We start from the raw sequence: 15,510 nt of genomic DNA, 5'->3' as shown, positions 1-15,510 counted from the left end.
CTCCCATGTGATTTCACAGAGAGAGGCACTTTTGATGTTTATCTCACTGGAACAACTGTAAACGTTGTCTTATCCGCTTTCCTCTTCTCCACTATCGTTGGAATTCTGTCAATTTTGAGAACATCTATGACGCCACTTTCATTTTTAGTTAGAGTCAATGACAAAATCATTCCCCGAATCGTATTCTCACTTTTTGTCAGCTTCGACGATAAGAAGTTACCCAAGGAGGAAGCAGCGACTCGATTGCGCACCTTGCCGTCGTTGTCTTTCACTACGGTCTGAGTTACTGGATGCAGCACATGAGGATGTGAGCCTAAGACTACGTTAACGCCTTGTTTAAATAGGAACTGCATCAATTGCTTCTGATCTCTGCTCGGGTACGTCTGATACTCTTTCCCGAAATGTAAGCATACTATGATGAAATCGGTTTTGTTTTTCAATTGGCGGATATCTGCAATCATCTTTTTTCGATCGAATGGATTCACCATCCAACGATAAGGCACAGATATGGCATTCGTCCCTTTGGTATAGGACAAAATGCCAATATTCACCCCTTTTACTCGCATAATCAGATGCTGATTAGCTTCATCAAGGGTGCGAGAGGTACCCGTATGCTTGAGCCCATGTTGATCGAGGATCTTCAAAGTCCGCTTTAAGCCGACTACACCACCATCCATACAATGGTTATTGGAAGTTGTTAATACATGAAACCCTGCGTTTTTCAGCGTTGCTGCTAGTGCATCCGGGCAATTAAATACGGGATATCCGGTTCTCGGATTCCTTCGTTCCATTGGACAATTACATTTGGGTCGGATTCCCATCCGTCCCAATTGTCTGTTCCCAGAGAAGGTCGTCTCCAGATTACCAATCGTTAGATCGTGGTCCATTAGATAAGGTTTAATGGGTTCAAAAATAGGATCAAACGAATATCCATCTCCTGTTTTAGCTGAGTCAATGATTTCACTCTTCATCAACAAATCTCCGACAGCGGCGATCGTTATTTGCACCAACGCTTTCACTCCTCTCATGAGCACATTATTCGATGAGAGGAGTTGTTGATTGTAAAATAGGCTGGGCTTTAGAGTACGACAGGTTGGGAGAGTCGGTGTTGGGTGTTGGGTGTTGGGGGCTGGGGCGGGAGCTGATGATGGGGCATGATACTGGGTGCTTGGTGCTGGTGTTAATTCTTAATGTTGGACCCAGTAGCTGTCCCCCTCCGTTGCGAGGTATTTAGCGATGTTAATCATCGCTAAATATGGAGATACCCCTCTGGCACACACTTTAGCAATGAAAAACATCATTATGGAGCAGAAATCGGGCTAATTAGCTGATTCCTCATCATTTAAGGTTGTTTTATACCGTTAACGAAACACATTTTGGTAGCATTCACACTTTAGTGATGAAAAACATCCTTACGGAGCGAAAATCCTACACCCAACCTGCGTTGCCAGCTCCGACATCACATTACAAATTCACCTCAATTAAACATACCCTTTACCCGCAACTAGAAATATTAGTATCCCAATGGTAAACGTGACTGTCCCAAAAGCCAATTTGAATTCCGATCTCAATTATAAAAAGAAGAACCTCCATTCCCACTTCAAGTGGAATTGGAGGTTCCTTTACTAAAAATTTGAGAGCCTGACTCCTTCGTGCTGAGCCCATACGGCGTCTGGCTATCTCCAGTCGCTGTGTGTCATCCTTAGCGTTGCCCCGTTTTCACCAGCAACCCGCTCGGAAGCTTGGCATCCCAATTATCAGGAATTTGCAGGCCCAGCGCAGACAGCGCGACGGCAGCCGTGTCCATGATAGTCAGGCCGGCCAAATCAGCCTCTGTTTGAACGCCAGGACCGCGGCAGCCCCAGAAAATCGTCATGTCTTTCGGATGATCGCTGCCATGATTGAAAGCGTCCAAGCCCCCGCCGCCATGATCCGTCGTTACGATAATCAGACTGTCTTCCAGCATTCCTGCATCTAGAATGGCTTTACTGATCTCTCCGATTTGATTGTCTGCGCGCGAGATCGCCTTTAAGTAGTCCTCGGAGCCATACCCATGCCGATGGCCAGCAGCATCCACATCATCCAACTGAACGAATAGCAGCTCAAAATCCGGGTTGTTATGGATATACGCGGCAATGGCAGGAACCAATTCTTCATCCGGTGCAGCGTATTTATAAACTGCATCGTTCTCTTCAATGATTCCGGTCTGGATCGGTTTCCATGAGACGAAGGAAGCCATCTTGCTGTTAGGTTTGGCTTCACTTAGGATTTGAAATAAGGAAGGCGCTACCGAGGCTATTGGGTAGTTCCGTTCCATTTTAATATTCAAATGGGACTCATGCCTCTCCGGCGTTACACCATGCAGCAGAGAACCCCAACATTCCCCGCTATTGGAGGGAAATACGGTTTGGGCATGATCCGTTTTGGCTCCGCCCAGGAGGAGTACATCGATATACGGCGTATCCGCTTCGCTGACGAATGCCCCCGCTCCATCTATACCAAGAATGATGACTCTTTTGACTGCCATGGGTGATGCCATTGTCAATCCCTCCGATTACAAGTTATCCCAAATCCGGTGTATCCGTCAGTTCAATGACTGGCGTATCCGTATGATGTAATTCAAATACGATAATTTCATTGCGTCCAATTCGCAGTAATGGCGCCGGCAGATACAACGTTTGCTGCGGCCCTTTTTCCCAATAACGTCCCAAGTTAAACCCGTTAATCCAGACTGCGCCTTTCGACCAGCTATCTAAACGAACGAACGTGTCCCCCGCTTCTTCTACGGTGAATTCCCCTCGATAAAAGGCAGGACGATCATTCCTTTCACTCACCTCAGCGGAACGTCCAAATGGAATCGCCGTCAAATCGTCCAGTGGGAGTGGATATATTGTCCAATCAAACAAGAACTGATTGTTCATCCGTACACCCTCTGTAATGCCTTTATAGTCCTTTAACTTCGGACCATAGTTGATGCGCCCCATGTTCTCGACCACAATGTCAAGCTTCGCGCCCTGAGCGGGAATGTCCATCGGGAGTGGACGCGAATCCCATCTTTCCACCGTGCCTTGGTAGACACCGTCCAAGAAGACTTGCGCACGGTCATGTACCTCCTGCAGGTGCAGCTTCTCACCGGTACGCGGCCCGGACACATGCGTGGAATAAACGATGAATCCATAGCTTTGGCCGAGCTTCTCCATCGGTTCCGGGTAAACGCGCTTCACGGACTCTGAGAGAAGCGGCAAATGGTCAAGCATATCTGCACTTTCAGTCAAAGCAATACGACCATAGCTTTTCTTCTGAATGGGTGCAGGCAATTCAGGGAAATCCTTAACATCTTTTCCTAGATAGCTAGCAATCACGCTCTGGACAGCTCTATATTTCTCTGTCTCATCTCCGCATTCGGACAAAGGAGAATCATAGTCGTAGCTGGTGATGGTCGCTTCATATTTATCACCATAGTTCGCTCCGTTGTAGAAGCCAAAGTTCGTCCCGCCGTGGAACATGTAGAAATTCACTGAGGCGCCAGCGCGAAGCATACGGTCGAATACCTCTGCAACATCGCCCGCATCACGCGTGTGGTGAGGCTTCAACCAGTGATCAAACCAACCGTTCCAGTACTCCATGCAAACGAGCGGCTCATCAACACGGTATTCACGAAACTTATCAAAAGCTTCCTCCGGTTTAGAACCGAAGTTCACAGTGGCAAGCGTGCCTGGAACTGTCCCGCCCTGCAGCATGCCGTCCTCCGGACCGTCAGACGTAAACAGCATAACATCAACGCCGCGCTTGATGAGCCCATCCCGCAAATACGTTAAATACGCTGTGTCATTGCCGTAGCTGCCATATTCATTTTCAATCTGCATCGCAATGATGGGTCCACCATTTGTGCTAAGCAGCGGGACCAGTAGAGGGATCAGCGCGTCATAGTAACGGTCGACTTTCTCCAGGTAAGCCTGATCCATGCAGCGAAGCCGCATATCCGTATATTTCAACAGCCATGCCGGTAATCCGCCAAACTCCCACTCCGCACAGATATAAGGGCTTGGTCGCAAGATCACATGCAGCCCCAGCTCGCCAGCCTTCCGAATGAATCGCTCCACGTCCGCAATGCCAGCGAAATTAAAAACATTTTCCTCCGGTTCATGCAAGTTCCAAGGCATATACGTCTCCACGGTATTAAACCCGCAGGCTTTGAGCTTCAATAAACGATCCTCCCAATAATCAGGCACGACGCGAAAATAATGGATGGCTCCAGATATGAGTTGAATAGGCTTCCCATCTAAAAGAAACTGCTTATTTTGGGCTTGTAAAATGGCCACGGTTATCCCTCCGACTGATGAATGTGATAGTGTATGAATGATCTAATCATCGCTGAAAAGTCGGTCAATCCTCAATCTCCAAATGGAGCATTTTCTATACCAAATGTGCCAGTTCAATGATATGATGGAACGTACAACGATGACGTACGGAAGGAGCCCTTCATGGAAGATTTATACCGTTTTCCGAACATGATCAATACGTTACAAGTAGTAGGATGCCATTTTGGCTTGCAGCCCCCAGGATGGCACTACCCAAGGCATCATCATCATTTGTTTGAGCTGCTTTACTGCTCGGAGGGTGAAGTTGTCCAAGAAATGAACCGCGAATCCATTACGATGCAGCAAGGAGACTGGCTGCTGATCAAATCCGGCGTCAGGCACCAATCTTCGAATTTGGCTTCCGTAGATTACGGCTACTTTAATGTGCATTTTGATCTCGATGATACCGAAATACGCAGCCTGCTCTCAACTACTCCTTATCGGCACATCCATCATCAGGATGCGGAGCAAAGCAAGCTTCAGTTCTATTTGAGCAAACTAGAGGCCGTCATGCATCGCAATCGGTCGATGGATACCGCCAAGCAAGAGCAGCAACCCTATTTGCGCTTCGAGGATAAGCTGCTGCTGCACTCATATACATTGCTCATCATTCATGACGTGCTAAATTTGATTCGCGAACACGACTCACTAAGTAGACATGTGCCTATGAAGGACAAAGACGCCTCCTTGTTCACCGCGGATGTCGCCCATGCGATTGAAGAGAAGCTATCGCTCGGTCTCTGCGAGGAGGCGTCCGTTGCGGGGGTTGCGAAAGAGCTGAATCTGAGCCGCAGTCAATGCAGCAAGCTCTTCTCCAAGGTATACGGGCTATCACCGCGTCAGTATGTCAGCCGGCAAAAGCTGAACCTAGCCAAAGAGCTGCTCGTCACAACCAATTTGCCAATGACGGACATTGCGGAGAAGCTCGGCTTCCATTCGGCCAGCCACTTCTCGCGGCAATTCCGGCGCTGGACCGGCCAGTCGCCAAGTGAATTCAAGCCGAAGCATCATGCTGTGCCATAAGTGCAGACCAAAAAGCAGAAGCGCCCAAACCAATTGTAGGGGCGCTTTCTTTATTGTTATAGCTGCCAGTTGAAACACGCTAGTTGATAATTCCGTGAGAAACAATCTCTACTTCTGTTGAAACTTGAAAATCCACTTCTGGGTACTCCGTCTCCCAGTTCATCTGTTTCCACTTTTCCGGGTAAAAAGCCATGATATCTCGACCTATAGCAAAAGCATCTGAATGTGAACGCTGAAGCAACTTGCAAATATCTTGCGCTTCAAGGGTAAGCAATTCGGAGAAACGCTTGTTCAATTTCGCAATCTTCTGCTTGTCGGATAGATCGTCTTTTGCGTATTCAATGACGGAGGCTTTCATTTTGAGATGCAATTGAACCCTAATTTGCCCCGTAGGATCAATCCAGACATGCTTTTTTCGCTTTAATTTAATGATGTCAAGAGATAAATATTGCGAGGGATCATTTTTGGAACGCGCTTCCTCTAATTTTCGCGTGATGACGCAGATGTCGCCTCTCCTACCGCTCATTAAGAGAAATAATGAAGATTGTTCCGGCGATAGAAAATAGCCCGTATACTTACGTTTATGCATAAGGGCCACGCCATCAACAACTGCTTTATCCTTTTCCTTTTTTACAAGCGGAATGACGGAATCGCGTCCCGGATCGTGCAGAATAGGGTAAATCGAATGTAAGGTAACAGACGGAATGACCGTTTCATATCGGGCGCTTATGAGGATTTTTCGCAAATACTCCCCCGCTGTTGCGGAGCCGATACGTTCAAGTCGAATCAATTCGCTGGGATTCCCGCGGACGATCGCTAATTTGGCGAGCATAGGATCGTTTGAATTCCGAAATGTGGAGTCGAGGATATCCGCTAAATCTTTTCTCGCCAGCTTTTCGCTGATGAGCATCACTTGATTTTTGGATGTGCCGATCGGGCCTGCGATTTGCATGCCGATATTTTTATATAAAGATTCTTGCAGCGTAGGGCCTGAAGCCGATAGCACTTCGTGTACTGGAGCCGTTCTTTCCTTCCCACCCGGTGATTGAATGGTGACGGTGGTGACGATTTCATTCTTATCGTTTATATCAAGCGACGTTGCATAGATGAGCTGCAAATTTTTCAACTCGTTATGATAATTGCATCCCGACAATGGCAAGATGGCAATCAGACATACAATTAACATGCGTCTCATGCCGGCTGTTCCCCCCTTTTTCCTGTCAGCCATGCGAGTAATAAGAGCACAATCGGAATCCCAATAATGACAAAGGTTTCAATCTCGGTGATTTTCTCGAAAATTTTGATCCTTTCCTCCGATCTCCAAAACAATCCGACCAGACATACGATAGGGGCTAAATAATAGATGGCTTTGCTGTGCTCGTTGCGATGAAACAAATAGCCCATTCCCTTGCCGGCAGCATAGATGTAACTGATGAGTGTTGCCGTCACCTTCACCAGCCAGACTGAAAGAAAAATAAGATCCACTCGTTCCAAAAAAGGCAGTGAAATCCCGTTCAGAAAGTAAGGTACCGGCTGCGGGATGAAGGCGATCGACTCGGGGCTAAAATTTATAAAGCACACCAGGACGACAATCAAAAAAAAGAAAGTTGCGAGTCCGTTTGCCCACAGAACAGGAGCAATCAGGCTCTTTCCTTTCGTTTGCACATCGGAACCCAGTATAAGCAGCAGCTCAAAACCCAAGAAAGAGATGACAGAACTTTTCATTCCCATCATGATCGCGGTCCAACCTTGCTGCCCGACAGGCAGAAGATACCGGTAATCCATAGTGCCAAAACTAGTAAACATGAGCGCTAACATAATAAAAATTAATAAGGTAACCAAGGCATGATACCGGGCGATGATCCGAATGTTCTCCTTGGCAAAGTAGACGAGAATCACACAATTTGCAACAATAATGAACGAAGGATTTGAAAATGGCAATATCCAAAGCTCGACGAACATCAATTCCAGCAAAAGAATCAGGCAAGTCGTAAATGTAAAATGAAAAATGTACATCGCGTTGAGCAGATTTCCGAACCATTTGCCAACGATAAGAGGTGTAAACTCATATAAATTTTGCCGCGGAAACCTTTTGCAGAGAGCTATGTAGGCAAGCAATAAGAGTTGTATACTGCCCCCAGCCAAAAGAATGGAAATCCAACCGTCCACGCCGGCGGACTTATGCAAATCATAAGGGAAAGCCAGAACGCCGATACCGATTTGTGTTTGCAGAATAAATGCAAATAATTGAATCCGTGTCATGAAGCCCTCCTATCGGAAGCTTTCCTGCCGAAGATCCGCCTTGGAAGCTGAACTAGTGCAGACAAGATTCGGTCTGGTTTAAAGGGAGTAAACGGATAAAAATAAGGAATGCCAAACGTTTCGAGTTTGCTTAGATGCATGAACAGTAGGCTGAAACTAAACGCGATACCCGCAAAACCAAGTAGCGATGATGCGACCATGATGGGAAAGCTGATGAGCCGAATCGCGAGCCGCATTTCATGAGAAGGTACAGTGAAAGATGCAACGGCTGTCAGAGAAATGACAACAATCATCGTCGTGGAAACTAAGCTCGCATTGACAACTTCAGTCCCTATGACAAGACCACCGACAATGGACAGCGTTGATGCAATCGATTTAGGCAGCCGAATGGCAGCTTCTCTGAGTAGCTCCAGCACAGTGATCATGAACAAGGCCTCAATCAGCGGACTGAAAGGGATATTTTCCAACGAGGCTTTCAATGAAAAAACTAAATCAATCGGCAGCACCTCAAAATGATTGGAGACAATGGATATGTAAATCGATGGAAGCGCTAACGCGGCCATAACGCTGATAAACCGGAGAAACCGGAAAAAAGTTCCGTTCCACCACCTGACATTAAAATCGTCTGCGATCTGAAAAAACATAAAGAAAGTCACTGGCAGAATGATCGCGAACGCGCTGCTGTCGACGAGAAGAGCAATCCTTCCTTCCATTAAATGAGACGCTGTAGTGTCGGGTCTTTCGGTAAAAAGCATTTGTGGGAACAGCGACCATCGGCTGCTCTCTAAACGATCTGTAATTTGACCGGCAGATTTAATAAACCTCGCTTGATTAGTGAGTAGATTAGCGATAACCTCGTCTACAATGTTCAGATCAGCAAGATCACTCATATATAGCAGCGTTACTGTAGTCGGGTTTTGAGTACCCAATGTGAAATGCCGTTCGATAAGATTGGCATTCTTCAACCGTTTGTGGATCAATTGCGCGTTGACGCCAGCGTCATCGACAAACCCTTCATGAGATCCGCGAATCGTTTGTTCATTTTGCGGTTCAGTAATGCTGTGAACTACACTTACACTAACATCCGCTAACAAAATATCCATTCTTTGATCAAGCAGAATAGCGCATTTGCCCTGAAGCATCCCTGCCGCTGCAGCCTTCAAATCGTGGGCGAGCTCTATATCCAGGATGGGAAGGATGTCTTCAAGACGGTTCTCTCTGGCGTGAAGCAGAGGTTTCAATACATCGGATTGCAGCTTATCCCGATCAGTTAAAGAGTTAAGATAGAGGAAGGAGCCCTTTAATCCATTTAAGTGAAATTCCCTAGTCCGTACATCGTCGGAAGAATTGAAACTATGGATAAGGTTACGGATATTCGTCTCCATCTCCGTTGAGATTTGGAATGAATCTTGGTGCATGTCCATGCTTTTTCCTCCCACCCTAATTGCGGCTAGTATTTGCTAGTTTGCTCAATTTATCCAAATACATCCATAGCGCAAGGAATATGAAACGGCTTCATTCGTTGAGGTATAAATAACAAATAAGCGCCTCCTCAAAAGTCTGAGGAAGCGCGGAATTGACATATTGTACGTCAAATTTTCTCAATATAAGAAAAGATCGTCATGGCTGGTCTCCTTTCCTGAACTGCCCCGGTGTAATCCCCTCATAGCGTTTAAATACCCTGATGAAGGTATTACTGTTCGAAAAACCGACCTTTTGCGTAATATCCGTAATCGTATCATCGGTCTCCGTCATCAACTGCTTAGCCAGCTGGACACGCTGTTTATTGACATAGTCAATAAACGTTTCACCGGATTGCTCTTTGATGAAGCGTGATAAATAAGGCGCATTGACTTCAAACTTCAGAGACAGTGAGGTCAGGCTCAAATCCATATCCGCCAAATGCTCATCAATATAGCTCAGCACTTGATCCTTCAGATTCGTATTATGACTTTTCTTCTTGGAATCGACATAGTCACAAACGGTTTTCAAAAACTTATAAATTTCATCTTCAATTTCCACGAAGGACTCGCACTGGGTCAATTGTTTGATGAGCTCATGCTTCTCTACCGCCAATTCATTAGGTCCCTGATCCAGATGCTCAATGGCCTTCAAAATCGTGCCGATCAGTTCAAACATGAGAAGCTTACCGAGCTGCAGTGACAACGTGCCGTCCGACACATTCGTTACGATCAGTTCACTTACGGCTTCCATAGCTTCCTCGTACTGTCCAGTTCTAATATGATTGATCAGCTGCCGCTCCATATCTAGCGGATAATACAGCTCATTCTTCGGTCGTTTGATCCGATCAAAAGGTATGATTTGGCTCGGGCCAATGACAAATTTATATTCAAGCGCCTCCAGCGCCTCGTCGAATCCAAGAGGGATTCCGGTCGTCACCAGTGGATGGATATCACTGATGCCAATCGTCAGCTGAATATAAAATTTCCCTTGAATTATCGTCTGCGCTTCTTGTGCAATCTCAATCAAATCCTGCTTCGTCCGAGCTTCATCGTCATTCTGAATATTAACCAGGAAAGCAATCATACCGTCCACTTCGGTCGTGAAAACCGTATGTTTTCGGCCAATCAGCTCTTCCGTAATGTTCGTCACAATATAATAAACATATTGCAATCTGGACTCCGCATCGCGCTTCCCGCTATCAGCAAATAAAGCCGCATAATCGCCGATATGAAACAGTAATACGGCAAATCGGTTCGTCTCAAATCGCAGGTCAAACGATTCCATCGATTGCGCGAGTGCAGAACCGCTCTCGACTCTGCCTTTGAGCAGTCGTGCCAAGAAATGGCTGCGCAGCACGTCTTGCTGCTTCTGGATGGTTCGGTTCGCCGTAACCTGCAAAGCTTCATTCTCCGACATGAAGGACTGGAGCAGTGAGAATTCATTCCCAATCCCTTCGATATTGGACTTCACCTTCGGAGAAACCAAATCCACCATGCGGCGGATCGGCATATAATGTCTTCGCGTCAGCCAGATGGACATCGGACCACCGACAAAAATACACAGAAATAAACCCGCATAAATCCAGCTGCGCAATTGACTTACTTTCGCTGAATAAATTTTTGTTGGAACGATGGAAACATACTTCCATTCATTTTCAACTGAAGAAACGTAAGAAACCGTTACCTCTTCCTTGCCCCATTTTTGACTAAATGAGCCTTCCGCTGAGCTGATCTGCTTGAAATCAATATCGGATACATGATCCGAATCGCCAGCGGTCATCAGCAGCTTATTGGTGGAATCGAGTATTAACACACTGCCTGCTTGAGCAATCTGAATATTAGAGATGGCTTCTTTTAAACGTTCTGCGTTCAGCATAACAACAAGTGTTGCCGGCGCTTCGCTGGCATTCTGAATCGGCAGTGACTGCATGTACACCATGTCATCGTCAGCGAATTGAAGGAAATTCCCATAGTAGATTTTCTCCATACTGTCGCTCCATTGCTTCATGGTGATGCCTTTATTTCCTGCGTGTAGCAATTGGAAAAGGAGCTCATCTTGATTCATTGTCGATGTTGTAACCCCGAAATGCCCTTTTTTCATATATACATATAAATCGTTAATATCCCCATTCGAGGCGGCATAAGAACGAAGCGAAGTGATCAAATCCAGTGTATCGATCTTGACTTGTGAATTGTTGAAATCAGCTTGATTAACATACTTAATGACTTTAGGATCCAGGGAAAGCTGGAGACCCATCCGCTTAATATCTTTGAACTGATTGTCCAGCGATTGCTTAACCTGGTTAAGCAGCGCTTTGTTGGATCGAATGACCTCCGAACTCAATAAATGCTGCGACTGAAAAAGAACTAACATCGTGATGACGATGGGAATACATAGAATGGTTAAGTTCGAGTAAAGCCAAAATAAAAATACGCTCCTCTTCACAAAGATGTCCTCCCTTACTCATGCTGTATGCAGTATTATCCCATCTTCATCCGCTCAAGTACATCTACGATTTTTGTATCATCATCATTTTTAGTGAATCCCTCACAGAAAGTGGAAAAAACCAAATATCCCGCCCCCTTTTTGAAGATCCAAAAAGAGAACAGGTCTGGTCGTTATTCTTTGAGCGCTCCAACCATGACGCCTTTCACAAAATATTTCTGTAAAAAAGGATAGGCAATCAGAATCGGCAATGTAGCCACCATGATCGTTGCGTATTTAATACTTTCCCCAATCGCTTGCGTGTCGTTCGCATTCCCCGTTCCAGTGGTCATCGAATCCGTGCTGTTTTGCACCAGAATTTCTCGAAGAATCAGCTGCAGCGGAAACATCTCCCGATCGTGAAGAAACAGCATCGCATTAAACCAGGAATTCCAGTGGGCTACGCCATAGTAAAGCACCATAACGGCAATAACAGGCATGGACAGCGGTACTACAATCTGGAACAAAATGCGCCATTCGCCTGCGCCATCAATCTTAGCGGATTCCATCAAGCCCTCAGGGATCGCTTCGAACGAAGTTCGCATAATAATCAAGTTCCATGTGCTGATCGCCACGGGTAAGATGAGTGCAAGGTAACTATTTCCCATGTGCAGATAGTTGTTGATTAACAAATACGTCGGAATCAATCCGCCGCTGAAATACATCGTAAACACGATACAGATCATCAAGAACTTGCGCATCACGAACTTTCTGGACAGCGCGTAGGCCCCAAGCGTAGTAAAAAACAGATTTACCGCTGTGCCCAGAATCAGGATGAGCAATGTATTCCCATATCCCGTCAAAATGTTTGGATTCGCAATCACTTTCTGAAAAGCGTCGAGGTTAAACCCCAGCGGTTTCAACAACAAGCCCGAATGCTGGATTAGCAAATTGGAATCGCTGATGGAAGCCATGAACACATAGTAGAAAGGGTACAACGTACAGACGATAAGCAATATCATAAGAATCGCATTACCGATATCGAATAGACGCTCAGTTGCGCTTAATTTCATATTTAGTTCCTCCTACCACAACCGGCTGCCCGAGAATCGGCGGGATATGCTGTTAGCGCTAATAAGTAAAATGAAGTTGATCATGGATTGAAATAGTCCTACGGCCGTTGTATAGCTGTAATCATTCCCTTGTGCCAGCCCTTCACGATAAACAAAAGACGAAATTACATCCGCAGTTTCATACGTATTTGGATTATAAAGCAGAACGACCTTCTCGAAGCCGACCTCCATCAATCCGCCAATTCGAAGAATGAGCAAAATCATAATCGTTGGAATAAGTCCGGGAAGCGTTACACTCCAGATTTGACGGAACCTTCCTGCCCCATCAACGCGAACAGCTTCGTACAATTCCGGGTTGATCCCGCTAAGCGCGGCCAAATAAATAATGGATGACCAACCGAGTTCTTGCCAAACAGATGTGCTGACGAAAATGGTACGGAAATTCTCTGCATTATTCATAAGGGCAGAATCTTGCCCGCCAAAAAACATTATGATGGAGTTTACAATCCCTCCACGATTCGTGAAGTCAATAATTAACCCTGAAATGACCACAATCGAAATGAAATGCGGCAAGTAAGAAACCGTCTGCACAATCGATTTAAAAAGCTTCTGGCGCAGCTCATTCAAAAGGATCGCAAGAATAATCGGTGCCGGGAAGCCGAATATCAAGTTATAAAAGCTGATCAGAAACGTATTGCGCAGCACGCGGATAAAATAATAACTTTGAAAGAAATCTTTGAAATGTTGAAATCCTACCCAATCGCTGCCCCAAATGCCTTTCGCAGGACTAAAATCCTTGAAGGCGATAACTGCGCCATACATCGGGAAATATTTAAAAATGAAGAAGTACAGCACAACCGGCAGTACCATCAGGTAGATCGCGCGATTTTTTCTTATGTCATCAAGTAAAACCCGAATGGAATTAGCCATGTTCTCACTTCCTAACAGACCCCCACAAAGTGACGTGGAACCTTCGAAGCTTACTCCGTCCGCACCGAGTGATAGCTCGGTCGGCGTCTAAACTTTCCGCTTAATGCGGTCAAGCTTCTTCGGCTTACTTCGATAGGAGTTTATACAATACTTTGCGGGGAGCCCCAGAATTATTTATTCAGAAGGGGAGGCTGGCTCCCCTCGAAATTTTTAGCGTTTGTTGTAACGATCTGTTGCTGCTTGGTAGATCTCCACAGCACGGTCCATATTCATCTTTTTCACTTGTTCTATCGTTTTGTCGTAATCTTCAACTTTTGCGGCACCCATTACAATTTTTGTAATTTGCTCCGTCAACAGCGTGCTCACGTCGTTCAAAATCTTCGCAGACTCCTTCGCTTCATCTGTGGACAGAACGACAGGAGGCAGTATCACTTTATAGGCATTATTCGCAAATTTAGCGTATAGTTTTACAGCATCTTTTTGTGCCGGCAATTGATAATACTGATCGTTGTAACGGTCATCATCCAAACCGGAGAAGCCGTAGTTGGCGATAAAATATTTAGCCATTGCTTGACTGATTGGCAGGTTGTCCGGATTTTTCAAGATCAGGTCCGTGTACTTCGGTTGACCGTCAACTTTCGTGTACGTCTGACCTTCGATACCGAAATTTTTGAGCATTGCTCCTTCTTCGCTATACAGATAGTCCAAGGCTTTTACCGTTTCTGCAGCATGCTTGTTCGCACTCGTAATGACCGTTCCAATGTTGTCGTATTCCCATGACGCTTGCACGAATTTAGGCTCGTCGCCCTTTTTCAAAACGGGATATTGGACAGCAGAAAGCTTCGCTTTCGGGTCTGTCTTCTGCAGCGCCGGTGTATACGTACCGATGCTTCCACCGATGAACCCGTAGAATGCTCCCGCTTTGCCGGATGTTACTTTCGCATCCATCGTTTTGGTGTCATTGGAAGCGAAGTCTGGATCGATCAGACCTTCCTTGTACCATTTTTGCATCGTCGTCAAATATTGCTTAAATTCCGGTTGAGCAGGTCCGAATTTCACTTTCCCATTATCGATATAGAAGCTGTTCGCATTGGCAATCGTCGACATTCCCGCAACACCGTATGCGCCTGCGAAGTCAGCAAATGACATCGGATAGGATTTGTTCAATGTGAAAGGAATAGCGCCTTTCTTCTCTTTGAACGCTTTCAGCACTGTTTCCCACTCATCTATCGTTTCCGGCGATTTCAGTCCGAGCTCATCGAGCCAATCCTGACGAATGACCATGCCGCTAAATGTTTTGTACTGACCGTATTGTCCTACCTTCAGGTGAGGCATCGCGTAAATGTCACCGTTATCCGCCTTGATCTGTTTGGCGATTTGAGGGTTAGTGTCCAGAATTTTTTTCAAATTCGGCGCATTCTTTTCAATTAAATCATTCAGTTTAATAATCGTGCCGTCTTTGAACATTTTGGATGTTCCACCCTGCACACCGTTCCAATTCCACAGCATCGAATCCGGCAAATTATTAGAAGCAACCATGACACCGTATTGTTGAACATCATCTTGCGGTGTGTTTCCAGAAGAATGTTGGAAATCAAATGTTACGTTTGTCTTCTTGGCCCACTCTTTCACCATAGGCAGCTCGTTCAAGCTTTTGACGACTGCTTTCGCATTCGGATTCATCGGTGTCCATAATGTCACCTTCACAGGATCTTTAGAAACTGATGACACTGATGACGCTGGAGCTGTGCTATCCTTAGCAGCATCATTTGTAGATCCAGCTTTTCCACAAGCGGTTGCAAGCGTTAGAGCAAGAATGGTTGCCGCGATTGGCAGTACTTTTAATTGAGGTCTTCTTTTCATGGAAACACTCCCCTTATATCGTAATCCGGCGCTAACGCCGTGAAGCGGATTAGCCCTGTGAAAGAAGCATATCTCACGCTTGCTCATGTCGTATATCGTCGATTATTCAA

11 protein-coding genes are annotated in these 15,510 nt (G+C 45.8%); 1 reads left to right on the top strand and 10 read right to left on the bottom strand.

The window, feature by feature from the left end; genetic code table 11:
* Positions 1–38: 38 nt before the first annotated feature.
* From AC58UU_RS29540 to AC58UU_RS29530, 3 genes are all read right to left on the bottom strand, one after another.
* Entirely contained in the window at positions 39–1,007 is a 969-nt protein-coding gene (locus AC58UU_RS29540) for a CapA family protein (protein ID WP_497320957.1), read from the bottom strand.
* Positions 1,008–1,702: 695 nt separating this feature from the next.
* Positions 1,703–2,539 (bottom strand): alkaline phosphatase family protein, encoded by an 837-nt coding sequence (locus tag AC58UU_RS29535; protein WP_497320874.1) that lies wholly within the window; start codon positions 2,537–2,539, stop codon positions 1,703–1,705.
* 22 nt (positions 2,540–2,561) lie between these two features.
* Positions 2,562–4,322: a glycoside hydrolase family 35 protein gene (locus tag AC58UU_RS29530; protein ID WP_497320873.1), complete on the bottom strand. Its 1,761-nt coding sequence runs from the start codon at positions 4,320–4,322 to the stop codon at positions 2,562–2,564.
* A gap of 162 nt (positions 4,323–4,484) precedes the next feature.
* Between AC58UU_RS29530 and AC58UU_RS29525 the strand changes: the two genes are divergently transcribed.
* Positions 4,485–5,384: an AraC family transcriptional regulator gene (locus tag AC58UU_RS29525; RefSeq protein WP_497320872.1), complete on the top strand. Its 900-nt coding sequence runs from the start codon at positions 4,485–4,487 to the stop codon at positions 5,382–5,384.
* A gap of 79 nt (positions 5,385–5,463) precedes the next feature.
* Here AC58UU_RS29525 and AC58UU_RS29520 read toward each other — a convergent pair whose 3' ends face one another.
* The 7 genes from AC58UU_RS29520 to AC58UU_RS29490 form a co-directional block, all read right to left on the bottom strand.
* On the bottom strand, positions 5,464–6,579 hold the full coding sequence (locus AC58UU_RS29520) for a Ger(x)C family spore germination protein (RefSeq protein ID WP_497320871.1): 1,116 nt from the start codon (positions 6,577–6,579) through the stop codon (positions 5,464–5,466).
* A complete protein-coding gene (locus tag AC58UU_RS29515) occupies positions 6,576–7,646 on the bottom strand; it encodes a GerAB/ArcD/ProY family transporter (protein ID WP_497320870.1) in 1,071 nt (356 codons plus the stop codon). The genes AC58UU_RS29520 and AC58UU_RS29515 overlap by 4 nt, the downstream gene beginning before the upstream one ends.
* Entirely contained in the window at positions 7,643–9,070 is a 1,428-nt protein-coding gene (locus AC58UU_RS29510; RefSeq protein WP_497320869.1) for a spore germination protein, read from the bottom strand. Before AC58UU_RS29510 ends, AC58UU_RS29515 begins: the two co-directional genes overlap by 4 nt.
* 196 nt (positions 9,071–9,266) lie before the next feature.
* Complete coding sequence (locus tag AC58UU_RS29505) at positions 9,267–11,555, bottom strand: helix-turn-helix domain-containing protein (protein ID WP_497320868.1); 2,289 nt, start codon at positions 11,553–11,555, stop codon at positions 9,267–9,269.
* Positions 11,556–11,728: 173 nt separating this feature from the next.
* Positions 11,729–12,607: a carbohydrate ABC transporter permease gene (locus AC58UU_RS29500; RefSeq protein ID WP_216628071.1), complete on the bottom strand. Its 879-nt coding sequence runs from the start codon at positions 12,605–12,607 to the stop codon at positions 11,729–11,731.
* 12 nt (positions 12,608–12,619) lie between these two features.
* Positions 12,620–13,537 (bottom strand): ABC transporter permease, encoded by a 918-nt coding sequence (locus AC58UU_RS29495; RefSeq protein ID WP_497320867.1) that lies wholly within the window; start codon positions 13,535–13,537, stop codon positions 12,620–12,622.
* A gap of 210 nt (positions 13,538–13,747) precedes the next feature.
* Positions 13,748–15,400, bottom strand: coding sequence for a type 2 periplasmic-binding domain-containing protein (locus AC58UU_RS29490; protein ID WP_497320866.1), 1,653 nt, complete (start codon positions 15,398–15,400; stop codon positions 13,748–13,750).
* Positions 15,401–15,510 lie beyond the last annotated feature (110 nt).

This window comes from Paenibacillus sp. JT22N1 (genome assembly GCF_059692155.1).
The sequence above is the reverse complement of the archived record's forward strand: the minus strand, read 5'-3'. Positions and strand labels throughout refer to the sequence as shown.

Bases quoted from the DNA above. Each gene is read 5' to 3' on its own strand.
- AC58UU_RS29535 (WP_497320874.1), bottom strand. From the start codon at position 2,539: ATGGCATCACCCATGGCAGTCAAAAGAGTCATCATTCTTGGTATAGAT.
- AC58UU_RS29525 (WP_497320872.1), top strand. From the start codon at position 4,485: ATGGAAGATTTATACCGTTTTCCGAACATGATCAATACGTTACAAGTA.
- AC58UU_RS29520 (WP_497320871.1), bottom strand. From the start codon at position 6,579: ATGAGACGCATGTTAATTGTATGTCTGATTGCCATCTTGCCATTGTCG.
- AC58UU_RS29515 (WP_497320870.1), bottom strand. From the start codon at position 7,646: ATGACACGGATTCAATTATTTGCATTTATTCTGCAAACACAAATCGGT.
- AC58UU_RS29510 (WP_497320869.1), bottom strand. From the start codon at position 9,070: ATGGACATGCACCAAGATTCATTCCAAATCTCAACGGAGATGGAGACG.
- AC58UU_RS29500 (WP_216628071.1), bottom strand. From the start codon at position 12,607: ATGAAATTAAGCGCAACTGAGCGTCTATTCGATATCGGTAATGCGATT.
- AC58UU_RS29495 (WP_497320867.1), bottom strand. From the start codon at position 13,537: ATGGCTAATTCCATTCGGGTTTTACTTGATGACATAAGAAAAAATCGC.
- AC58UU_RS29490 (WP_497320866.1), bottom strand. From the start codon at position 15,400: ATGAAAAGAAGACCTCAATTAAAAGTACTGCCAATCGCGGCAACCATT.